The organism is Actinopolyspora lacussalsi subsp. righensis, from assembly GCF_900116555.1.
GTDB classification, from domain to species: domain Bacteria; phylum Actinomycetota; class Actinomycetes; order Mycobacteriales; family Pseudonocardiaceae; genus Actinopolyspora; species Actinopolyspora lacussalsi.
This window is the reverse complement of record NZ_FPAT01000005.1, coordinates 212,924-235,224: the sequence shown is the minus strand read 5'-3', so window position 1 is coordinate 235,224 and position 22,301 is coordinate 212,924. Positions and strand designations below refer to the sequence as shown.

The 22,301-nt window shown below is 68.5% G+C and carries 22 protein-coding genes; 17 read left to right on the top strand and 5 right to left on the bottom strand.

What is annotated here, in order from left to right; translation table 11 throughout:
* Positions 1-282 precede the first annotated feature (282 nt).
* The 6 genes from hisD (at position 283) to BM394_RS22800 (ending at position 7,619) form a co-directional block, all read left to right on the top strand.
* On the top strand, positions 283-1,605 hold the full coding sequence (gene hisD / locus BM394_RS11430) for a histidinol dehydrogenase (protein WP_092977553.1): 1,323 nt from the start codon (positions 283-285) through the stop codon (positions 1,603-1,605).
* 84 nt (positions 1,606-1,689) lie between these two features.
* The gene (locus BM394_RS11425; protein WP_092977551.1) at positions 1,690-2,808 is read left to right on the top strand and encodes a histidinol-phosphate transaminase; all 1,119 of its coding nucleotides are present in this window, start codon (positions 1,690-1,692) and stop codon (positions 2,806-2,808) included.
* Positions 2,805-3,419 (top strand): imidazoleglycerol-phosphate dehydratase HisB, encoded by a 615-nt coding sequence (gene hisB, locus BM394_RS11420; RefSeq protein ID WP_092977549.1) that lies wholly within the window; start codon positions 2,805-2,807, stop codon positions 3,417-3,419. Before BM394_RS11425 ends, hisB begins: the two co-directional genes overlap by 4 nt.
* Positions 3,420-3,680: 261 nt before the next feature.
* Positions 3,681-4,628, top strand: coding sequence for a PLP-dependent cysteine synthase family protein (locus tag BM394_RS11415; protein ID WP_092977547.1), 948 nt, complete (start codon positions 3,681-3,683; stop codon positions 4,626-4,628).
* 389 nt (positions 4,629-5,017) lie between these two features.
* On the top strand, positions 5,018-7,342 hold the full coding sequence (locus BM394_RS11410; RefSeq protein ID WP_092977836.1) for an FdhF/YdeP family oxidoreductase: 2,325 nt from the start codon (positions 5,018-5,020) through the stop codon (positions 7,340-7,342).
* Between the two features lie 121 nt (positions 7,343-7,463).
* Entirely contained in the window at positions 7,464-7,619 is a 156-nt protein-coding gene (locus tag BM394_RS22800) for a hypothetical protein (protein ID WP_165400589.1), read from the top strand.
* Between the two features lie 218 nt (positions 7,620-7,837).
* On the opposite strand, the gene soxR is transcribed toward BM394_RS22800, so the two are convergent.
* The gene (gene soxR, locus BM394_RS11405; protein ID WP_092977545.1) at positions 7,838-8,299 is read right to left on the bottom strand and encodes a redox-sensitive transcriptional activator SoxR; all 462 of its coding nucleotides are present in this window, start codon (positions 8,297-8,299) and stop codon (positions 7,838-7,840) included.
* Positions 8,300-8,431: 132 nt separating this feature from the next.
* On the opposite strand from soxR, the gene hisH reads away from it, so the two are divergent.
* The 5 genes from hisH to hisI all read left to right on the top strand — a co-directional run bounded on the left by hisH (position 8,432) and on the right by hisI (position 11,379).
* Positions 8,432-9,061, top strand: coding sequence for an imidazole glycerol phosphate synthase subunit HisH (gene hisH / locus BM394_RS11400; RefSeq protein WP_092977543.1), 630 nt, complete (start codon positions 8,432-8,434; stop codon positions 9,059-9,061).
* Positions 9,058-9,273: a hypothetical protein gene (locus tag BM394_RS11395; RefSeq protein ID WP_245780115.1), complete on the top strand. Its 216-nt coding sequence runs from the start codon at positions 9,058-9,060 to the stop codon at positions 9,271-9,273. Before hisH ends, BM394_RS11395 begins: the two co-directional genes overlap by 4 nt.
* A 77-nt stretch (positions 9,274-9,350) precedes the next feature.
* The gene (gene priA / locus BM394_RS11390; protein ID WP_092977541.1) at positions 9,351-10,085 is read left to right on the top strand and encodes a bifunctional 1-(5-phosphoribosyl)-5-((5-phosphoribosylamino)methylideneamino)imidazole-4-carboxamide isomerase/phosphoribosylanthranilate isomerase PriA; all 735 of its coding nucleotides are present in this window, start codon (positions 9,351-9,353) and stop codon (positions 10,083-10,085) included.
* 137 nt (positions 10,086-10,222) lie between these two features.
* A complete protein-coding gene (gene hisF, locus BM394_RS11385; protein ID WP_092977539.1) occupies positions 10,223-10,996 on the top strand; it encodes an imidazole glycerol phosphate synthase subunit HisF in 774 nt (257 codons plus the stop codon).
* Positions 10,993-11,379, top strand: coding sequence for a phosphoribosyl-AMP cyclohydrolase (hisI, locus tag BM394_RS11380; protein WP_092977537.1), 387 nt, complete (start codon positions 10,993-10,995; stop codon positions 11,377-11,379). Before hisF ends, hisI begins: the two co-directional genes overlap by 4 nt.
* A 60-nt stretch (positions 11,380-11,439) precedes the next feature.
* Here the strand turns inward: hisI and BM394_RS11375 are convergent, their stop codons facing one another.
* Positions 11,440-12,078: a TetR/AcrR family transcriptional regulator gene (locus BM394_RS11375; protein WP_092977832.1), complete on the bottom strand. Its 639-nt coding sequence runs from the start codon at positions 12,076-12,078 to the stop codon at positions 11,440-11,442.
* An 87-nt stretch (positions 12,079-12,165) separates the two neighbouring features.
* Between BM394_RS11375 and BM394_RS11370 the strand changes: the two genes are divergently transcribed.
* From BM394_RS11370 to lgt, 6 genes are all read left to right on the top strand, one after another.
* On the top strand, positions 12,166-13,797 hold the full coding sequence (locus BM394_RS11370; RefSeq protein ID WP_092977536.1) for an anthranilate synthase component I: 1,632 nt from the start codon (positions 12,166-12,168) through the stop codon (positions 13,795-13,797).
* 95 nt (positions 13,798-13,892) lie between these two features.
* Positions 13,893-14,513, top strand: coding sequence for a Trp biosynthesis-associated membrane protein (locus BM394_RS11365; RefSeq protein ID WP_092977830.1), 621 nt, complete (start codon positions 13,893-13,895; stop codon positions 14,511-14,513).
* 303 nt (positions 14,514-14,816) lie between these two features.
* Positions 14,817-15,629, top strand: a complete 813-nt coding sequence (trpC, locus tag BM394_RS11355) for an indole-3-glycerol phosphate synthase TrpC (RefSeq protein ID WP_092924680.1) — start codon at positions 14,817-14,819, stop codon at positions 15,627-15,629.
* Positions 15,630-15,637: 8 nt separating this feature from the next.
* Positions 15,638-16,921, top strand: coding sequence for a tryptophan synthase subunit beta (trpB, locus tag BM394_RS11350; RefSeq protein WP_092977532.1), 1,284 nt, complete (start codon positions 15,638-15,640; stop codon positions 16,919-16,921).
* Positions 16,918-17,727, top strand: a complete 810-nt coding sequence (trpA, locus tag BM394_RS11345) for a tryptophan synthase subunit alpha (RefSeq protein WP_092977530.1) — start codon at positions 16,918-16,920, stop codon at positions 17,725-17,727. The genes trpB and trpA overlap by 4 nt, the downstream gene beginning before the upstream one ends.
* 58 nt (positions 17,728-17,785) lie before the next feature.
* Positions 17,786-18,847: a prolipoprotein diacylglyceryl transferase gene (gene lgt, locus BM394_RS11340; RefSeq protein ID WP_092977828.1), complete on the top strand. Its 1,062-nt coding sequence runs from the start codon at positions 17,786-17,788 to the stop codon at positions 18,845-18,847.
* A 99-nt stretch (positions 18,848-18,946) separates the two neighbouring features.
* On the opposite strand, the gene BM394_RS11335 is transcribed toward lgt, so the two are convergent.
* From BM394_RS11335 to BM394_RS11325, 3 genes are all read right to left on the bottom strand, one after another.
* The gene (locus BM394_RS11335; protein ID WP_092977528.1) at positions 18,947-19,720 is read right to left on the bottom strand and encodes an ABC transporter ATP-binding protein; all 774 of its coding nucleotides are present in this window, start codon (positions 19,718-19,720) and stop codon (positions 18,947-18,949) included.
* Between the two features lie 169 nt (positions 19,721-19,889).
* A complete protein-coding gene (locus tag BM394_RS11330; protein ID WP_092977526.1) occupies positions 19,890-20,981 on the bottom strand; it encodes a FecCD family ABC transporter permease in 1,092 nt (363 codons plus the stop codon).
* A 10-nt stretch (positions 20,982-20,991) separates the two neighbouring features.
* Positions 20,992-21,948, bottom strand: coding sequence for an ABC transporter substrate-binding protein (locus BM394_RS11325; RefSeq protein ID WP_092977523.1), 957 nt, complete (start codon positions 21,946-21,948; stop codon positions 20,992-20,994).
* Positions 21,949-22,301 lie beyond the last annotated feature (353 nt).

Genomic DNA, 22,301 nt, shown 5'->3' with positions numbered 1-22,301 from the left:
TTACGCTTCGTCACAACATGCGTACGTATGAGGGTGGGACCGTTTTTCGTGTCAGGATCCCCTGCCGGTACGGCCTGCTTGCCCGCCCGGGGCGAGCACCCGAGCCGGGACACGGCCTCGGAATGATTTCTCAGGGGTGTCCTGATTCTCAGGGGCGGCGCGGTACGGCCCGCTCGTCCGGAAGGCGCCCGGACGTCGTCTCGAGGAGGTGGAGCTGCCGACGGAGCCGGGCAGGAGTACGGATACCCTGGTTCGCAGCAACGTTTCACGGAGGGAAGTCCCATGCTCAGCCGTATCGACCTGCGCGGTCGGGAACCGTCCGTCGGTGAGCTACGCGGTCGGCTGCCACGTACCGGTATGGACGTGGAACACGCGCTGCCCGCCGTGCGGCCGCTGCTCGACGACATCGCCGAGCGGGGTGCCGCCGCGGCCCTGGACCACACCGAGCGGTTCGACTCCGTGCGCCCCGAGCGGGTACGGGTCCCCGACACGGAGCTGCGTGCGGCTCTGGAGGAGCTGGATCCCTCGATCCGCACCGCGCTCGAGGAATCCGTGCGTCGAGCCAGGAAGGTGCACGCCGAGCAGCGGCGTGCCGACGTCACCACCGAGGTCGCCGACGGCGGCACGGTGACCGAACGCTGGGTGCCGGTCTCCAGGGTCGGGCTCTACGCCCCGGGTGGGCTGGCGGTGTATCCCTCCAGCGTCGTGATGAACGTGGTTCCGGCGCAGGCGGCGGGAGTGGAGTCGCTGGTGGTGTGTTCACCGCCGCAGCCGGAGTTCGGTGGCAGACCGCATCCGACCATCCTCGCCGCCGCCGCGTTGCTCGGCGTCGACGAGGTGTGGGCGGTCGGTGGTGCCCAGGCGGTGGGGCTGCTCGCCTATGGTGGTTCCGACACCGACGGGTCAGAGCTGCTTCCGGTGGACATGGTCACCGGACCGGGCAACGTCTACGTCACCGCGGCGAAACGACAGCTGCGGAACATCATCGGCATCGATGCCGAGGCGGGTCCGACCGAGATCGCCGTGCTGGCCGACGAAACGGCCGATCCGGTACACGTCGCCACCGATCTGATCAGTCAGGCCGAACACGACACGCTGGCCGCCAGCGTGCTGGTGACCACTTCCGAGGAACTGGCCGACGCGGTCGACCGACGGCTGGCGGAACGCGTTCCCGCCACCAAGCACACCGAGCGGATCCGCACCGCGTTGACCGGGGAGCAGTCCGGCTGCGTGCTGACCTCCTCGATCGCCGACGGGATCCGTGTCGTCGACGCCTACGCGGCCGAGCACCTGGAGATCCAGACCGCCGATGCCTCCCGGGTGGCCGCCGGGGTGCGCAACGCGGGCGCGATCTTCGTCGGCCCTTACGCGCCGGTCTCGCTCGGCGACTACTGCGCCGGCTCGAACCACGTGCTGCCCACGGGTGGGTGCGCCCGGCACTCCTCCGGGCTGAGCGTGCAGAGCTTCCTGCGCGGCATTCACGTGGTCGACTACAGCGAGCAAGCCCTGCGCGAGGTCACCGAGCAGGTGGTCGCGCTGGCCGATGCCGAGGACCTTCCCGCGCACGGTGAAGCCGTGACAGCACGGTTCGAACGACCCGGTTGACGACACGGCGTTCGGACGCTCCCTGGTCCCGAATGCCCTGGCCCGAACTCCCCGCTCCCGAACGACGACGAATTGGTGGAATCGATGAGCGACGTGATCGGCGGCGAGACGACGCTGGCCGATTTGCCCCTGCGGGAGGACCTGCGCGGCCGCAGTCCGTACGGGGCGCCGCAGCTGGACGTTCCGGTGTTGCTGAACACCAACGAGAATCCGTTCCCGCCTCCCGGACAGCTGGTCGACGACCTCGTCGCCGCGGTCGGCGAGACAGCGGCCGGGCTGAATCGCTATCCCGACCGCGACGCGGTGTCACTGCGCGAGGACCTGGCGGCCTACCTGGCCGGTGCCACCGGCGTGCCGGTTTCGTCCGCCAACGTGTGGGCGGCCAACGGATCCAACGAGATACTGCAACAGCTCCTGCAGGCGTTCGGAGGGACCGGACGCACCGCGCTGGGCTTCGAGCCGTCCTATTCGATGCATCCCGTGCTCGCCGCGGGTACGCGCACGGACTGGCTGCCCGAACCCCGTCGTTCCGACTTCACGCTGGACGGTGCCGAGGCGGCGCGGGCGGTGACCGAACGCAGGCCGGACGTGGTTTTCGTGACGAGCCCGAACAACCCCACCGGGCAGTCGATCGATCCCGAGGACCTGCGTGCCCTGCTGCGTGCCGCTCCCGGCCTCGTCGTCGTGGACGAGGCGTACGTGGAGTTCTCACAGCGGCACAGCGCGATCTCGCTGCTGGAGGAGTTCCCGAGCAAGCTCGTCGTCAGCCGGACCATGAGCAAGGCGTTCGCGTTCGCGGGCGGACGGCTCGGTTACCTCGCCGCTTCTCCCGCCGTCATCGACGCGTTGTTGCTGGTGCGGTTGCCGTACCACCTCTCCAGCGTCACCCAGGCGGCCGCGCGGGCGGCGCTGCGGCACGCCGACGCCACGCTCGGCGGGGTCAAGCAGCTCGTGGACGAGCGCGCCAGGGTGACCGGACGGCTGCGTGAACTCGGATTCACCCCGGTCGACAGCGATGCCAACTTCGTGCTGTTCGGCATGTTCGACGACGCCCACCGCGCCTGGCAGCGTTACCTCGACTCCGGGGTACTGATCCGGGACGTGGGTATCGGTGGCCACCTCAGGGTCACCATAGGATCGCCGCGGGACAACGACGCCTTCCTCGCGGCCAGTGAGCGAGTCCGTGAGGAGCTCTCCCGGTGAACGACGCGGTATCCCGTACCGGACGGGTGGAACGTACCACCAAGGAATCAACGGTCTCGGTCGAGCTGGATCTCGACGGCAGCGGCCGGGTCGAGGTCGACACGAGCGTGCCGTTCTACGATCACATGCTGCACTCGCTCGGCACGCACGCCGCGTTCGACATGACCGTGCGCGCCAGCGGGGACATCCACATCGACGCGCACCACACCGTCGAGGACACCGCGATCGTGCTGGGGCAGGCGCTGCGCCAGGCTCTCGGGTACAAGACGGGGATCCGCCGGTTCGGGGATGCCTGGATACCGATGGACGAGACGCTGGCGCACGCGGCCGTCGACGTCTCCGGACGGCCCTACTGCGTGCTGACGGGCGAACCCGAGCAGTACAACACGTTCACCGTCGGCGACAACTATCCCTTCGTGCTCAACCGGCACGTGTTCGAGTCGTTGGCCTTCCACGCCGGGATCAACTTGCACGCTCGGGTGATCCACGGCAGGGACCCGCATCACATCACCGAGGCGCAGTACAAGGCGATCGCCCGCGCACTGCGCGCCGCCGTCGAGCCGGATCCCCGGTTCGCCGCCACGGTTCCCTCCACCAAGGGGACGCTGTGACCGGTTGGTGAACCGGTTCCGCGCGGGTTACCCGGTCCGTCGTCGCGCGGCACCTCCCACCGGTCCGTGAGCGGGAGGTGCCGTCCTCGTCCGGTCGCGCCAGGGCGCCCCGATGCCCAGGCATCACACGAGCGGGTGGAATCGCTGGGCGACTCCCTTGACAACACCGCAATACGGTCGCATTGTCGCTCATTAAGCAACATAGTGTGCATTACGCAACAGTAGTGTTGCCGCTTTGACAATGGTGTCAGGGGAGAGCGCATGACCGGATCACCGCTGGCCGGGGCGAGGCCACCGGCCGTTCCAGAGTCCCCCGCCGACGTCGGTTCCGTGCTGGAAGCGGTCGGCGATACTCCGTTGCTGCGTATCGAGGGAATCCGGGTCAAGCTGGAGTACCTCAACCCGTCGGGTTCGATCAAGGCGCGTATCGCCACCTACATGATCGAGCGAGCCGAACGGGAGGGACTGCTGCGTCCCGGCGACACCATCGTGGAAGCCAGCAGTGGTAACACCGGCAACGCCATGAGCATGGTGGCCGCCGTCAAGGGATACCCGATGCTGGTGGTGATGCCGCGCAACGTCAGCACCGAACGTGCCGCCATCTCACGTGCTTTCGGCGCCGAAGTCCGTACCACCGGCGACTTCCACGTCAACGACGCGCTGCGCACCGCACGCGAGCTCGGTGCGCAACCCGGCTACTTCGCCCCGCAGCAGTTCGACAGCGAGTGGAACGTCGACGAGAACCGCTGCTGGCTCGGTCCGGAGATCCTGTGGCAGCTCCCTCCCGGATCCCTGCCCGACGCGGTGGTCGGCGGTGTCGGCACCGGTGGAACGATCATCGGGGTGGGGCAGGCGTTCCGCGCTGTCAACCCGGGATGTCGGGTCGTGGCCGTGGAGCCCAACGAGTCGTGCACCCTGGCGTGCGGTGAGATCGACAAGCATCTGATCGAGGGCATCTCGGACGGCTTCGTGCCGGGAGTGTTCGACAGGCACCGCCACGAGGTGGACGAGATCATGGCCGTGGACAGTGCCGACGCCATCGAGCAGTCCCGCGAACTCGGAAGACGATACGGCTTGTTCGTGGGGCCTTCCTCCGGGGCGCATCTGCTCGCCGCCAAACGGTTGCGGCGTGCCAGGCCGGAGCTCGGGGAGATCGTGACCTTCCTCGCGGACGAAGGGGAAAAGTATCTCACCGAACATTTCACTTGATCGAAGTTTTCCGGTCGGGTTGGCGGGTTGCTCGCTTGGCGGAACCTCCCGCCGGCTCTCACTCCGGGAGCCCCGACATCGGGTAGCGACCTACACGACGTCGGGCCTTCCTCGCGAGAGCGCGACGCGGGAGAACCCGCGGGTGGTCGCGTTGGTGACGTGGCTCCGACACTTCCAGCACCGGAAGGACCCACGCCGAGCGGCGACACCGCGGGAAAACGTCGAGGAGAACCGGGGACTCTCGGCTGTCGCAAGCGGAGTAACTCGGCATCGGTATTCGCCGCCGCTTCGGGTGTTTCGACACGGGTCGTGCTGGCGTTTACGGCGTGACAGCGCGATGATGTAGCTGTTCGACCAGTTAGTTCTCGGCGAAAGGCGGGGTGGATCACGTGAGTCGGCGTGGCCCCGAGAAGGACATCGACGAATCGGAACTCGAGGTGCACGGCCGCGAGAAATCCGCTGCCGGGGTGCGGGGAGTGGTGGTTTCACTCGCCCGGAGCCTGCGACAGATGGGGCCGGTACGTACCGCCAGGACCCTGCCGTTGCTGAATCAGCGCAGTGGATTCGACTGCCCCGGTTGTGCGTGGCCCGAACCGAGGGAGGTCGACGGCAGTTCCCGCAAATGGGCGGAATTCTGCGAGAACGGCGCCAAGGCCGTCGCCGAGGAGGCCACCACCCGCACCGTCGGCCCCGACTTCTTCGACAGCCACTCGATCGACGATCTCGCCGAACGAACCGACTACTGGTTGGGGCAACAGGGGCGCCTGACCCAGCCGGTGATCCGGCGCGAGGGGGACACCCACTACCGCCCGATCGACTGGCAGCGGGCGTTCGAGGTCATAGCGGACAAGCTCCGCGAGATCGGGCCGGAGCGCACCTCGTTCTACACCTCGGGGCGGGCGAGCAACGAGGCGGCCTTCTGCTACCAACTGCTGGCGCGCTCGTTCGGCACCAACAACCTGCCCGACTGCTCGAACATGTGTCACGAGTCCTCCGGAACGGCCCTGAGCGAGACCATCGGTGTGGGCAAGGGCTCGGTCACCCTCTCCGACATCGAACACTCCGATCTCGTCGTGGTCATGGGGCAGAATCCGGGAACCAATCACCCCCGCATGCTGAGCTCACTGGAGCGCACCAAGCACAACGGTGGCCGGATCCTGGCGATCAATCCGCTGCCGGAAACCGGATTGATGCGATTCAGCAACCCCCAGAACGTTCGAGGAGTGGCCGGATCCGGCACCCCGCTCGCCGACGAGTTCGCCCAGATCCGCATCGGCGGTGACCTGGCGCTGTTCAAAGCGATCGGTGCCCTGCTGCTGCGGTTCGAGGACGAGTCACCCGGCACGGTGCTGGACCGCGAGTTCATCGAGGAACACACGCACGGTTTCACCGAGTTCGCCGCACGCGGGCGGGAGATCGACTGGCAGGAGGTCGAGCGGCTGACCGGCCTGGAGCAGCAGCAGATCGAGCGTATCGCCCGGATGTTCGCCGACTCGCGTTCGACCGTGGTCTGTTGGGCGATGGGGCTCACCCAACACCGGCAGGCCGTCCCCACCATCCGCGAGATCGTCAACGTACAGCTGTTGCGGGGCATGATCGGCAAACCCGGGGCGGGACTGTGCCCCGTGCGGGGTCACTCCAACGTGCAGGGCGATCGCACCATGGGGATCTGGGAACGCATGCCGGAATCCTTCCTGTCCGCGCTGGACGAGGAGTTCGGGCTCTCGGTTCCCCGCGAGCCCGGTCGGGACACGGTGGAGACGCTGCGTGCCATGCACGACGGAAGCTGCACTGCGTTCTTCGGGCTCGGTGGCAACTTCGCGGCGGCCACACCGGACAGTGCCGCCACCGAGGCCGCACTGCGCGCCTGCGAACTCACCGTGCAGGTCTCCACCAAGCTCAACCGTTCGCACGTGGTTCCGGGACGGACCGCGCTCATCCTGCCCACGCTCGGTAGAACCGAACGCGATCGGCAGGCCGGCGGGGAGCAGTTCGTCACCGTCGAGGACTCGATGTCGGTGGTGCACGGTTCCCGGGGACGGCTGGAGCCCGCCTCGCCCGATCTGCTGTCCGAGGTGGCCATCGTGTCCGAACTGGCACGGACGCTGCTCGGCGAGGACCATCCGGTTCCGTGGCGGGAGTTCGAGAACGACTACGACCGCGTCCGCGAGAGCATCGCCCGCGTGGTTCCCGGTTGCGCCGGTTACAACAACCGGGTACGTGAACCCGACGGATTCGTGCTGCCGCACCCCCCACGTGACAGCAGGACGTTTCCGACCGCCACCGGAAGGGCCAATTTCACGGACAACGTTCCGGACATGATCCACGTCCCGGAGGGCAGGCTGCTGCTGCAGAGCCTGCGCAGTCACGATCAGTACAACACCACGATCTACGGGCTCTCGGACCGGTACCGCGGGGTGGAGAACGCGCGACGCGTCGTGCTGGTCAATCCCGTCGACATCGCCGAACTCGGCCTCGTCGACGGGCAGAGCGTGGATCTCGTCTCGGAGTGGGCGGACGGTTCCGGCGGCATCGAGGAACGCAGGGCCGATTCGTTCCGGGTGGTCGGCTACGCGACCCCGCGTGGCTGCGTGGCGGCCTACTATCCGGAGGCCAACCCGCTGGTTCCGCTGGACTCGGTGGCGGAGTACTCCAACACGCCGGTCTCAAAGGCCGTCGTGGTTCGATTGGAGCCCGACGGGACGAGGGTGTGAGACAGCCCGGTCTCCGTACGCGGAACTCGTGAAGCACCACTGCTAGGCTCCTGCCGCGGGTGGTCGGCGCTTCAGTGCCGACCACTGCCCGCCGACACCGCCACGAGAGGTTTGCCCCGCTGTGCGTGACTTCCTGCCGATCATCCTGCTCGCGGTCGCGGGCTTCCTGGCCGGCGGTTCCTACTCGATGTGGAAGACCGCGCGGGTTCCCGCCGTGATACTCGCGGCGGGTGCGGTGCTGGCGCTGGTGGGCGGAGTGCTCTGGATGTCGTGGTGAGGCCGGTCTCGCGACGTGGCGGGACCACGCCGCGAGCGTCCGGACGGCCGCTGTGTGCCGTGATCGGATCACCGCGCTCAACAGCAGGACGAATCCCGGTGAGAGCACGGACCTCTCGGATCCCACGCCCGAGCAGCGCACCCCGGCGGTGTCGGACGCCCCGAACTGCTGCACCGTGCCGACCTCGACGACACGGGCGGAGCGGTTCCGTGAACCGTTCAGAGCCCGCCGTCGGATTTCGGCCGAAGCCGTGGCGCGGCGGGGCCGCTGGCAGCCATCCAGTCGTCGGGGTTGTGCAGCGAGCAGGTGTTCAACGACAGACAGCCGCAGCCGATGCAACCGGTGAGCCGGTCCCGCAGCCGTTGCAGCCCGTCGATGCGGGCATCGAGCTCGTCGCGCCAGCGCTCCGACAGCTTCGCCCAGTCCGCTCTGCTCGGAGCGTGATCGTCCGGCAGGGTCCGCAGCGCGTCCGCGATGTCCTCCAGGCTCAATCCCACGCGCTGGGCGGCGCGGATGAACGCCAGTCGTCGCAGCACGCTTCGCTCGTAACGTCGTTGGTTGCCGCTCGTGCGCGTCGACCTGATCAGCCCGCGGTCTTCGTAGAACCGAAGTGCCGTGGTCGCTATTCCACTGCGTTCGGCGAGTTCACCGATGGTCAGCTTGGCGGCGGGTTTCGACACTCCGCCAGCATAACGAGTACGGCAGTGGGCGTGGTCGACTACGCGAATTCGATCGGGTGCGTAGGGTGTGGCCCCGGCGGTGGACGCGCCGTCCTGGCACGCGGCTGTTCCGGGAGCGGGTAGGCTGGTCACGTGCCACGAGTCGTCGTACTGGACTACGGATCCGGCAATCTTCGTTCGGCCGAGCGTGCCCTGGAACACGCGGGTGCGCGAGTCGAGGTGAGTGACGATCATCGTACGGCGATGGAAGCCGACGGTCTCGTCGTTCCCGGCGTCGGTGCCTTCTCCGCCTGCATGCGCGGGCTGCTCGAGGTGGGTGGTGACGAACTCGTCGATCGGCGACTGGCCGAGAATCGGCCAGTGCTCGGTATCTGCGTCGGGATGCAGATCCTGTTCCAACGAGGGGTCGAGCACGGCGTGTCCGCCGAGGGAGTCGGCCGGTGGCCGGGTGCCGTGGAACCGTTGCGGGCGGAGGTGCTGCCCCACATGGGGTGGAACACGGTGACCGCACCCTCCGACAGCGTGCTGTTCGCCGGAATGGACCCCGACACCAGGTTCTACTTCGTCCACTCCTTCGCCGCCCGTGGCTGGGAGGAGCACACCGGAGAGCCGAGCAGCCGGCGGAGATCGGTGTGGGCCGAACACGGCGAGCCGTTCCTGGCCGCGGTGGAGGACGGTGCCCTGATGGCGACCCAGTTCCATCCCGAGAAGTCCGGTGCCGCGGGAAACGCCCTGCTGCGTAACTGGTTGGAAACGCTGTGAGCGCACGTCGGCACGGGCTGATGCGTCCCGGTGGTGCAGCCAGAGTGGTGGCCTTCGTGCTGTGCTTCGGCATGGTCGTCGGGTTCGCCGCCACGTCTCTGCTGGCGGCAGGAGTGTCCGGCTGGTTGGTGATCTCCGTGTCTCTGCTGGTGCTCGCCGTTCCGGTCGGGGCCGCGCTGTATTCGGGTGGCCGTTCGCGAGGGCGGCGCTGAGCGCGACCGGTTCGGCCGCCGCGACCACCGTCACGGCCGGCGGCGTGGTCGTGGCCGGCTCGTCGTAGGCTTGGGACGTGACTTTCACGTTGCTTCCCGCTGTTGACGTTGCCGATGGGCAGGCCGTACGTCTGGTGCAGGGTGCCGCGGGCACCGAGACCTCCTACGGGGATCCGTTGCAAGCCGCGTTGGCGTGGCAGCGGGCGGGGGCGGAGTGGGTTCACCTCGTGGATCTGGACGCCGCCTTCGGACGTGGCTCGAACCGGGAACTGCTCGCCGACGTGGTCGCGAAACTGGACGTCGACGTCGAGCTCTCCGGTGGTATCCGGGACGACGATTCGTTGCGCGCCGCGCTGGACACCGGTTGCGCCAGGGTGAACCTCGGTACGGCCGCGCTGGAGGATCCGGAGTGGACCGCGAGAGTGGTCGCCGAGCACGGTCAGCGCGTCGCGGTCGGTCTGGACGTGCGGATCGGTGAGCGGGGCCACCGGTTGGCAGCGCGCGGTTGGACACGCGACGGCGGGGACCTGTGGGAGGTGCTCGACAGGTTGGACGCCGCCGGCTGCTGTCGCTACGTGGTCACCGATGTCAGCAAGGACGGCACGCTGGGCGGCCCGAACCTGTCGTTGCTCCGGGCCGTCTGCGAGCACACGTCCGCGCCGGTGGTGGCCTCCGGCGGTGTCTCCACTGTGGATGACCTGGTCGCGCTCGCCGGGCTGGAGCCGTTCGGGCTCGAGGGCTCGATCGTGGGCAAGGCGTTGTACGCGGGCAACTTCACCCTCCCCGAGGCACTCGAAGCCGTCAGGGGATGAGCACGGGCAGCGGCGGCATCGACCACGGTCGTGGTGATTTCGCGCGAGATCACCACGTCGTTCGGTCTCCGAACCCGCCCGTACCCGATCACCGAAGCCGGCGAACCGCTCCACCGACGGACACTTATGCTGGTGGTATGGCGGTCGCTGTGCGCGTGATCCCCTGTCTGGACGTCGACCAGGGGCGAGTGGTCAAGGGAGTCAATTTCACCGGGCTGGTCGATGCGGGGGATCCGGTGGAGTTGGCCCGTCGCTACGACGGCGAGTGGGCCGACGAGCTGACCTTCCTCGACGTCACGGCCTCCTCCGCCGACCGGGAAACCACCTACGACGTGGTTCGTGGCACGGCCGACCAGGTTTTCATTCCGCTGACGGTGGGAGGCGGGGTGCGCGGGCCCGAGGACGTGGACCGGCTGCTTCGCGCCGGGGCGGACAAGGTCAGCCTCAACACCGCGGCGATCGCCGATCCGGAACTTCTCCGCACGGCGTCGCGCCGGTTCGGCGCACAGTGCGTGGTGCTGTCCGTCGACGCCAGGAGGGTTCCGTCCGACGGCACGGAAACCGCCTCCGGGTTCGAGGTCACCACGCACGGCGGTCGCAGGGGAACCGGGATCTGCGCGGTGGAGTGGGCGGCCAGAGCCGAACGACTCGGTGTCGGTGAGGTACTGCTCAACTCCATGGACGCGGACGGCACCAAGGCGGGGTTCGACCTGGAGATGATCCGTGCCGTGCGTGCCGCCGTCCGGGTTCCGCTCATCGCGAGTGGTGGTGCGGGAGAGGTGGGGCACTTCGCGCCTGCCGTGCACGCCGGAGCGGATGCCGTGTTGGCCGCCAGTGTTTTCCACTTCGGTGAACTGACCATCGAGCAAGTCAAGAACGCCATGCGAGCGGAGGGGATCACGGTCCGATGACCTCATCGGCAAGTCAGGGAGAGGCCCTCGACCCGGCGATCGCCGCGAGACTCAAGCGCAACGGGGACGGGTTGATCGCCGCCGTGGCCCAGCAGCACGACACCGGTCGGGTGCTGATGATGGCCTGGATGGATGACGAGGCGCTGCGGCTCACACTGCGCGACAGGCGCGCCACCTACTATTCGCGCAGTCGCGCCAGGCACTGGGTCAAGGGCGAGTCGTCCGGCCACACGCAGCACGTGCGCGAGGTCCGGCTCGACTGCGACGGCGACACCGTGCTGCTGCTCGTGGAACAGCACGGCGCCGCCTGCCACACGGGTGCTCCCGACTGTTTCGAGTCCGACGTGCTGTTGAGCCCAGAGGTAGGGACCGCCGCCGAGTGAGCACGCATAACAGGACCGATGTGGCTGGTCGGTTACCGGTACCCGTCCTGGGTGACTCCGTCACGGGGTCCGCGAACGGTCCGGTCGCAGCGATCCGGTCAGGTAACGCTGCAGGCTGGGGGCGATGGTAGCCACCACGGTCTCGTGGTCGGCGCTGGCCAGTGGTTCCATGCGCACCACGTAGCGCATCATGCCCAGGCCGACCACCTGTGATCCGCACAGCGTGGCACGCAGCTCGGGTTCGTCGGAGCCCAGCTCACGCAGCAGCCTGCCGAACAGCGCGGTGCTGAGGAACTCCCGCAACATGCGCACCGCGCTGTCCCGCACGGACAGGCTGCGTATCAGCGCGGTGAACTCGCCGCCTCCCGCTTCGTCCCAAACCGACAGGAACATCCCCAGCATCCGTTCCGCCAGTCGCTCGTCGGGGCCGTCCAGCAGCAGCGGCAGCGCCTTTCCCGGCTCGATCGGTATGGCCACCGCCGCGGTGAACAGTCCCTCCTTGCCGCCGAACCAGTGCCGCACCATCGCGGGATCCACGCCCGCCCGGCTCGCGATGCCCCGCACTGTGGCACCCTCGTAGCCGTTCTCGATGAACGCGGCTCGGGCCGCCTCGAGCAATTCGCCCCTGGTACTTCGATCACCGCCACGCCTGCCCCGTCGTATCCGGGTCTCCTCGTTGTCGTGGCTGTCCGATCGCACGATCTCATCCTCACCGTCGGGTCGCGTCTTCCGCAACTTCCGGTCAGTCGCGGTAAGCCGCCGTGGGCGGCCTGCGACAATGACGTCATGGTCGGCGACGGTGACATCGGCACTAGCAGCCCATCGCGAGCCGAATTCCGTGAGCTCGCCGTGGGGCGCCGGGTAATCCCGGTCGTGCGGCGACTGCTCGCGGATGACGAGACGCCGCTCGGGCTGTATCGCAAATTGGCGCGCAACGAGTCCGGGACGTTCCTGTTCGAGTCCGCGGAGAACGGGCGTTCCTGGTCGCGCTGGTCCTTCGTGGGAGTGCGCAGCGCCGCTGCTCTCACGGTGCGTGACGGTGAATCGCAGTGGCTGGGGACACCGCCGACGGGTCTACCCACCGAAGGTGACCCGATGACCACGCTCCGCGAGACCCTGCGGCTGTTGCACACCGATCCGTTGCCCGGGTTGCCGCCGCTGACCGGCGGAATGGTCGGTTATCTCGGCTACGACACCGTCCGCAGGTTCGAACTCCTGCCGGAGGAGACCGAGGACGATCTCGGTATCCCGGAGATGGTGATGCTCTTCGCCACCGATCTCGCCGCGCTGGATCACCACGAGGGAACCGTCACGTTGATCGCCAACGCGGTCAACTGGGACGACAGCCCCGAGCGGGTGGACGCGGCCTACGACGACGCCGTAGCCAGGCTCGACGAGATGACACGACGGTTGCACGCCCCCGCGCCCTCCACCGTGGCGACCTTTTCCCGGCCGGAGCCGGAGTTCACCCGCTACCGCGACTCCGAACGACACCGGGAGGCGGTGCGACGCGCCAAGGAGGCGATCCACGAGGGCGAGGCGTTCCAGGTGGTCGTCTCGCAGCGCTTCGAGATGCGTACCGACGCGCAGGCGCTGGACATCTACCGGATACTGCGCACCACCAATCCGAGTCCCTACATGTACCTGCTGCGGCTGCCCGACCCCGCCGATGACCAGCCGTTCGACATCGTGGGATCCAGTCCCGAGTCGTTGGTCAAGGTACGGGACGGCAACGCCACCACCTATCCCATCGCCGGTACCAGGTGGCGGGGCGCCGACGAGGACGAGGACGTGGCCCTCGAAAAGGAACTCATCAACGACGAGAAGGAGCGTGCCGAGCACCTCATGCTCGTCGATCTGGCCCGCAACGACCTTGGAAGGGTGTGTCGTCCCGGATCGGTGCACCCCGTGGAGTTCTTCCGCGTGGAGCGCTACAGCCACGTCATGCACATCGTCTCCTCGGTCACCGGTGAGCTCGGGGAGGATCACAACGCGCTCGACGCGGTGACCGCCTGTTTCCCCGCGGGCACGCTGTCCGGGGCGCCCAAGCCTCGTGCCATGCGGATAATCGAGGAGCTGGAGCCGACACGGCGTGCGCAGTACGGCGGAGTGGTCGGCTACTTCGATTTCGCGGGCAATGCCGACACGGCCATCGCCATCCGCACCGCGCTGCTGCGGCACGGCACCGCGTACGTGCAGGCGGGCGGCGGTATCGTCGCCGACTCGGACCCGGTGGCCGAGGACCAGGAGTGCCTGAACAAGGCCAGGGCGGTGCTCAATGCCGTAGCCACGGCGGGGACACTCCGCCGCCCGGCGGACGAACCGGCTGCCCGGATCGACACCACACCCGACGGCCGCGTCGACGAGTTCCGAGTCGGCACCCCGTCCCCGGAGTCGGAAGGCCCGCTTCCGAAGTGATGTCTTCCACCCGACCACGGGCGACCGGATCGGCCGGAGGTCCGGCTTCCCGAGACACCGACCCCCAGATCCCGAGACGGGAGTGTGAAACCGGCTTGACCAACCGACAGGAGTCAACCGGGCGGAGCGCGACGGGCCGCCGGTTGTTGGTCTCGTGCGTCATCGGCATGCTTGCCGTCGCCGTCGGACTGTGGGCGGCGAGTTCAACGGTGTGGATCCGGCAGCGTTACCGGACACCGTTCTCCGGGGCCGACGTGGCACGAGTGGCCGGTGAGGCGATTCGCCCCGAGCTCACCCCGCTCGCACTGGCCACCCTGGCGGCGATCGCCGCCGTGCTGGCGACCGGTGGTCTGCTGCGTCGGTTGATCGGTCTGATCATCGTCCTCGAGGCGGTTCTGCTGGGGTGGCGCCTGTTCGACTGGTTGGCCGGGTCCCGAGGTGTTTCCGAGGTGCCCGGCGCCGCGCCGGGCAGCGAACCGCTGGAGGTGCGTGGGGTCCTGCCCTACGGTCCCGCACTGATGGGGGGCGCGGCGCTCGTGCTCCTGCTGTGCGGTTTGGCGGTGATGCTCGCCGCCCGGCGGATGCCGGCCATGGGGGCCAAGTACTCCGCACCCGCCGAAGCGCGGGAAACCCGTGATCCGGACCGGCGTCTCTGGGAGGATCTGGACGAAGGGCGTGACCCCACCGAAGCGGGTGACGGAGACGAGAACGGTTGATTCCCGGCCGAGGGCCGGTCACGGTTCGGGGACGGAGTGCTCCGAGCCCACGAGAGAACTGTGTTTTTCCCGGTGCGGGGCTTTCCTGACAACGGGAGCGCGCGTCGACCAGGGACCAAGGTCCTTGATGCGCTGGGACATTGTTCCGCCCCCTGCGGCGGGGTTCACACTGAACGGGTTTAGCATCGGTACCGCGACCGGCACGGCGGGGAAGGGGAGTGTCGTGATCGAGCGCGATAGGACGATCCGCGCGTATTGCCACCTGCGAGTAAGTGTCCGGCCGGCCCTGTGCGAGGTGGCCTCGTGAGTGTTTTGGACGCGATCATCGACGATGTTCGGCAGGACCTGGCCGCCCGTGAGGCGGAGGTCCCGTTCGAGGAGATCAAGCAGCTTTCGGCGGCCGCACAACCACCCAAGGACGTCTGGGCGGCACTGCACGAGCCCGGTGTCGGCGTGATCGCGGAGGTGAAGCGGCGCAGTCCCTCGAAGGGAGAGCTGGCCGACATCGCCGAGCCCGCCGATCTAGCCGCCGGATACTACGAGTCGGGTGCCCGCATAATCAGCGTGCTCACCGAACAGCGTCGTTTCGGGGGGTCGCTGCGGGACCTGGACGCGGTGCGTGCTCGGGTGAACGCGCCGCTGCTGCGGAAGGACTTCATCGTCAGTCCCTACCAGGTGCACGAGGCCCGTGCGCACGGTGCCGACATGGTGCTGCTCATCGTCGCGGCCCTGGAGCAGAACGCCCTCGAAGCGCTGCTGGACCGAGTGGAGTCACTCGGCATGATGGCCCTGGTCGAGGTGCACACCGCGGAGGAGGCCGATCGCGCGCTCGCGGCCGGTGGCAAGATCATCGGAATCAACGCGCGTGACCTGCACACCCTGGAAGTCGACCGCGACGTGTTCGGTCGCATCGCTCCGGGGCTGCCCGCCGGGGTCATCAAGATCGCGGAATCCGGGGTGCGGGGGCCGAGCGATCTGATGGCCTACGCCGGTTCCGGCGCCGACGCGGTGCTGGTGGGCGAAGGGCTGGTCAGCAGTGACAATCCACGTGCGGCGTTGACACAGTTGGTCACGGCGGGCTCGCACCCCGCCTGCCCGCGTCCCAGCCGCGGATAGGAAGCCGGATGACAGCACGAGACTCCGACACCGCGCGGCGAGCCGCGACTCCGGGGGAGGCGGACCCCCACGGGCACGATCCCGATCCCGGTGGACACTTCGGTTCCTACGGGGGCCGCTTCATGCCCGAGGCACTGATAGCGGCACAGGACGAGCTGGCCGATGAGTACGAGAAGGCTCGTAACGATCCGGAGTTCGTCGCCGAGCTCGAACGGCTGTTGCGCGACTACGCGGGCAGGCCCTCACCGCTGACCGAGGCCGAACGATTCGGTGCCCACGCGGGCGGTGCTCGGGTCTTCCTCAAGCGGGAGGACCTCAACCACACCGGATCCCACAAGATCAACAATGTGCTGGGGCAGGCCCTGCTGGTCAAGCGGATGGGCAAACGCCGCGTGATCGCCGAGACCGGCGCGGGCCAGCACGGTGTCGCCACCGCCACGGCCTGTGCGCTGCTCGATCTGGACTGTGTCGTGTACATGGGAGCCACCGACACCGAGCGGCAGGCCCTCAACGTGGCCCGGATGCGGCTGCTCGGGGCCGAGGTGCGTCCCGTCGACACCGGTTCGGCCACCCTCAAGGACGCGATCAACGAAGCACTCCGCGACTGGGTGGCCAACGTCGCCGACACGCACTACCTGCTCGGCACCGCGGCCGGTGCCCACCCGTTCCCCCTCATGGTCCGCAATCTGCACAGGATCATCGGCGAGGAGAGCAGGGAGCAGGTACTGCGACACACCGGTGGGCTGCCCGACGCGGTGGTCGCCTGCGTGGGCGGGGGATCCAACGCCATCGGGATCTTCCACGGCTTCATCGACGACCCCGGGGTGCGACTGGTGGGCATGGAGGCCGGTGGTCACGGCCTCGACAGTGGTGAGCACGGTGCCGCGCTCACCAGTGGGACGCCCGGCACGCTGCACGGTGCCAGGTCCTATCTGCTGCAGGACGAGGACGGCCAGATCGCTGAGGCGTACTCGATATCGGCAGGACTGGACTATCCCGGTGTGGGACCCGAGCACGCCTGGCTGGCCGACACCGGGCGTGCGGAGTACCGCGCCGTCACCGATGACGAGGCGATGCACGCGTTCCGGCTGCTGTCCCGTACCGAAGGCATCATCCCGGCCATCGAGTCGGCGCACGCGTTGGCCGGTGCTCTCCGGCTCGGTGCGGAACTCGGCCCGGAGGCCGTGCTCGTGGTCAACCTTTCCGGGCGGGGTGACAAGGACATGGACACTGCCGCGCAGTACTTCGGTCTCGTGCCCGAGGCCGGGATCACGGGAGAGGACCAGCGGTGAGTCTGCACGAGGTATTCCGCGACTGCGCGGCTCAGCGACGCGCGGCCCTGATCGGTTATCTGCCCGCGGGGTTTCCCACCGTCCCCGACAGCGTCGAGTTGTTCCGCGCCATGGTGCGCGGTGACGGTGACACCCCCGGCTGTGACGTCGTCGAGATCGGTATTCCCTACTCGGATCCGGTCATGGACGGCCCCACCATCCAGGCCGCCAGTGGTGAGGCCCTGCGCAACGGGTTCCGGGTCCGCCAGTTGTTCGACATCGTCTCGGCGGTCGCCGAGACGGGAGCCGCTCCGGTGGTGATGACCTACTGGAATCCGGTGCACCACTACGGTCCCGACGCCTTCGCGCGGGACCTCGCGGCCGCGGGCGGCCTCGGTGTGATCACTCCGGACCTGGTGCCCGACGAGGCCGACGAGTGGCTGGCCGCGGCACGGCAGCACCGGCTCGACCGGATCTTCCTGGTCGCGCCCTCCTCCACCGAACGCAGACTGGCGATGACCGCCGGAGCGGGATCGGGGTTCCTCTACGCGGCGTCGGTGATGGGGGTCACCGGTGCGCGTGACTCGGTCTCCGGTTCCGCCCGGGAGCTCGTGCGGCGCACCCGCGCGCACACCGAGCTGCCGGTCGGTGTGGGGTTGGGGGTGCGCACCGCCGAGCACGCCGCCGAGGTGGCGGAGTTCGCCGACGGTGTGATCGTCGGCTCCGCCTTCATCGATCGTGCCAGGCAGGACGGCACGGCCGGAGTCGCGGAGTTCGCGGCCGAACTCGGGCGTGGCGTCCGGAGGAACTCCGCTCCGGTCCCGTGACGGAACCGACCGCGGAGCCAGTGGTGGTCCCCGCCCCACCGCCCGTTACGGTGGTCGCGTGACTGTCGCGCTACCCGCCTCGGCGACCACCTATCTGGCCAACATACCCAGCCCGCCCCAGGGCGTGTGGTACGTCGGGCCGATTCCCATTCGTGCCTACGCCCTGTGCATCATCGCGGGGATCGTCGTCGCGATCCTCTGGTCGGAACGGCGCTGGGTCGCCCGAGGTGGGCGCAAGGGCGCCGTCACCGACATCGCGGTCTTCGCCGTCCCGTTCGGCCTGGTCGGCGGCAGGATCTACCATGTGATCACCGATTACTGGCGCTACTTCGGCCCGGACAGTCCCAATCCGTGGTGGGACGTCTTCAAGATCTGGCAGGGTGGTCTCGGCATCTGGGGAGCCGTGGCACTGGGCGCCGTCGGTGCCTGGATCGGTTGCAGGAGACGTGGCGTCCCGCTGCCCGCCTTCGCCGACGCCGTCGCCCCGGGGCTGGTGGTCGCGCAGGCGATCGGAAGGCTGGGCAACTACTTCAACCAGGAGCTCTACGGCGGACCGACCGACCTGCCGTGGGGGTTGGAGATATACCAGCGCGAGCCGAATCCGGTGACCGGTGTGGCGGTCAGCGACGTTCCCGTCGAAGTGGTGCACCCGACCTTCCTCTACGAGCTGCTGTGGAACCTGTTGGTCGCACTGCTGCTCGTCTGGGCCGACCGCAGGTTCCGGCTGGGGCACGGCAGGGTGTTCGCGCTGTACGTGGCCGGCTACACGGCGGGCCGGTTCTGGATCGAGATGATGCGTACCGATCCGGCTTCCACGCCGTTCGACCTCGGCATCCGGGTCAACGTCTACGTCTCGGCACTGGTCTTCCTCGGGGCGGTCGGCTACCTGCTGCTGGTCCGGCGTTCCAGGGAGGAGCCCGAGCGGTTGCTGGGCAAACCGTTACCCGGGGACCCGGACTACGGAGCGACTCCTCCCGACACGCCGGCCGACGTGGCGACGCCGCCGAACGACTCCCGGGCGAGTCCCGACGAGCGGCGGTCCGGTTCCGAAGCGGATTCCGGAACCTCCGAGAACGCGCGGCGGGGTGAGCCCGGGAGCGGCGACGACGGGCAACGTTAGCCGCGACTCCGCGCACACCCGCCGTGCCGGAATCGGGCCGGCGGTGACGCGTGCGTGGCCGGACGGGTCGGTCCGTCACCCTTCCCCGGGGCGGCGCGTCTACTCCCGCACGGGCGTGACGGCCGTTGAGCCGTCCGGCAACGGCAGAATCGAGACCCGCGCCGCGTAGTGCCGGCGCAGTACGTCGGTGGTCAGCACCTCCTCCGGAGCGCCCTCGGCGCTCACCCTGCCGTGCTCGAGCAGCAGCAGGTGCTCGGCGTACTGCCCCGCCATGGTCAGGTCGTGCAGTGTGGTCACCACGGTGGTGCCGCGTTCGTGGCGTAGCTCGTCGACCAGGTCCAGCAGCGCCTGCGCGTGTCCGACGTCCAGTCCCGTGGTGGGTTCGTCGAGCAGCAGCACTCCGGTGCGTTGCGCCAGCGCCCGTGCCAGGACCGCGCGCTGCCGTTCGCCACCGGAAAGGTCGGACAGCACCCGTTCCGCGAGATCGATCAGGTCGAGCCGTTCCAGCACCTCGACGACGATGTCGAGGTCCTTGGTGCTCTCCCGTCCCAGCAGGCCGGTGTAGGGCGTGCGCCCCAGCAGCACGTAGTCGGTGACGGTCATGCCGACCGGTAGCTGCGGTAGCTGCGGGGCGTATCCGAGCAGCTTCGCCCGCTCACGCTGTCGGAGCCCGCTGACGCGGCGACCGTCCACCGTCACGGTCCCGCCGTGGTGCACCAGTCCGAGCATCGCCTTGAGCAGCGTGGACTTGCCGGAGCCGTTCGGTCCGATCACACCGAGCCAGCCGCCCGCACCGATCGCTGTCGAGACGTCCGACAGCACGGGACTGCCGCGGTACCCCGCGCTCAGCCCGTCGAGTTCCACGAGGCTCATTCGAACAGCTTTCTGATCGACTTCCGGTTGATGTTCCGACTCGTATCGTTCGGTGTGGCAGAGTTCCTTCGTCCTTCCCGGCGCCGCCGCGCCTGTCGACGAGTGGGGCGCTCGTCCCCGCGACGGCGTTCCTCGCCGCGGGGACGCCCCGGGCGGGGCACAACCGGGATCATCGCCGTCGGCTGGTGTGCAGCAACAGCGCGAAGAAGGGCGCACCGGTGAACGCCGTGATCACGCCGATCGGCAGTTCGGCGGGGGCCATGACCGTCCGGGCCAGCATGTCCGCACCGACGAGGAAGGCTCCGCCGAACAGCAGGGACACCGGCACGATGACCCGGTAGCTGCCACCGAGAGCCAGCCGTACCAGATGCGGAACGACCAATCCCACGAAACCGATCAGCCCGGCCACCGACACCGCTGAGGCGGTGGCCAGCGAAGCGGCCACCAGAACCAGGGCGCGTACCCTGCCAGGGCGCACCCCCAGCGCCGCCGCTTCCTCGTCACCGGTGCCCAGCAGGTCCAGCAACCGTCCGCACGCGCACAGCACCACCGTGGCCAGACACAATCCGGGGACTACCGTCAGCACCTCGTGCCATCCACTGGTGCTCAGCCTGCCCAGCAGCCACATGTAGACCCGTTGCAGCGATTCCACGCGCAGCTGTTGCACGAAGGTCTGCGCGGCTGTGAGGAACGCACTGACCGCCACGCCCGCCAGTACCAGCGTGGCCGTGTCCGGTCCGGCCGAGCGCCCGATCAGCCAGGTCAGCCCGACCCCGCCCAGCGCTCCGAGGAACGCGGCCACCTGCGCCAGACCGGTGCTGCCGAGAGTGACCTGCGGAACCGCCGTCACCACGACGGTCACGCTCAGTCCCGCACCGGAGGCCGCTCCCAGCAGGTAGGGATCGGCCAGCGGATTGCGAAACACTCCCTGGAACGCCGCTCCGGAGACGGCCAGGGCGGCTCCGACGAGAACGGCCAGTACCACCCGAGGTACGCGCAACTGCCACAGTATCGCCGCCTCACGTTCGGACAACGGCGAGACACCACCGGTGAGCTGGGCGCCGAGTTCGGCGAGTACCCGTTGCCACCCCAGATCCGAGGCCCCGGTCAGCACCGAGACCAGTATCAGTACGGCGAGCGCGGCGACACCGATCAGCAGGTGACGCGGCCGCAGCCTGCTGCCGCGTGCTCGCCGGGGCCGCTGTGCGGAGGTCGCGGGAGTTTCGAGCGTCCCGGCGGGCAGGGTTCGCGAATCGCGCATCGGAGGAGCGTCAGCCCTGCCTGGTACCGTCGATCGCTTCACTGATCGAGCGGGCGAGCTCCACCACGCGCGGTCCCCACCTGCCGGCCACGTCCTCGTTCAACTCGTAGACCTGCCCCCGCTTCACCGCGGTCAGCGTCTGCCAGCCGGGACGCTCGGCGACGGACCCCTTGGTCACGCCGGCCGTCCCGGTGTCGGCGAGAAAGATCATGTCCGGATCCGCTCCCAGGATCTTCTCCTCGGAAAGCTGGGGGAACTTGCCTCCCGCGGAGTCGGCGATGTTGTCCAGCCCGAACTTCTCGTAGACGCTGCCCACGAAACTCTTGGACGTCGCGGTGAAGTAATCGGGGCCGACCTCGTGGTAGTAGGTCAGCGGCTGTTCGAGTTCGGGAGTCTCCCGCACCAGCTTGTCGATCTCGGAACGAACCCGTCGCACGGTGTCGGCGGCCTCCTCGTTGTGCCCGGTGGCACGTCCGAGTGCCTTCATCTGTTGGTAAGCGGCAGAGAGATCCTTCGCGGAGGGGGTCAGCAGTACCGGAATGTCCAGTTCGCGCAGTCCCTTGGCCAGTTCACCGGCACTGCCCGCCTGCGCGATCACGAGATCGGGGCGGTACTCCGAGACGGTGCCGGCTCCGACGTTCAGCGCGGAGATCTCCTCGCGTGGTGCCCGCTCGGGGTAGGTGGAGTACTTGTCCACGGCCACGACCCGGTTGCCCGCCCCGATCGCGTAGAGCACCTCGGTGGCGGTGGGGCTCAACGAGACGATGCGCTTCGGCTGCTCGGGCAGCGTCACCGGTTCCTGCCCCGAAAGCTTCACCCGTACCGGAAACGCCGAAGCCCGATCGTTGCCCTGCTGGACCGGCTCTTCGGAGGCTGGGCGCTGCGCACACGAGGTGATCCCCGCCAGGAGCGCCACCAGGGCGAGCAGCAGGGGCACCCCGCGGCGGAATCCGGTTGTCCGACTCATGATGTCCTCGGTTTCGATCGGTGCTCCGCGGCGCCCGCCGGGTGGGCGACGCCGCGTTCCTGCACCGGGAACGGCTGTCGTCGATGTCGTGTCGAGGTGGCCCCGTGCGGCCCCACCAACCCCTTTCGGAAGCGCACGGTTGCCGTGGCCGGAGCGCACTCACGGCGGATTCCGCCCGCACGACATCACGAAAGCCGCGCCCCTGTGTTCGGGCGTGGCTTCCTGAACAGGAAAGATACCATCCCGATCCTGGCGAAGGCAGTATCGTCCGTTGCGTGCCGTCCCGGGAATCACCCGAGTTCGTTGTGTGGAACCCGCGAAGTCCGTAGCGGTTCGCCACTGGTCGAGGACTC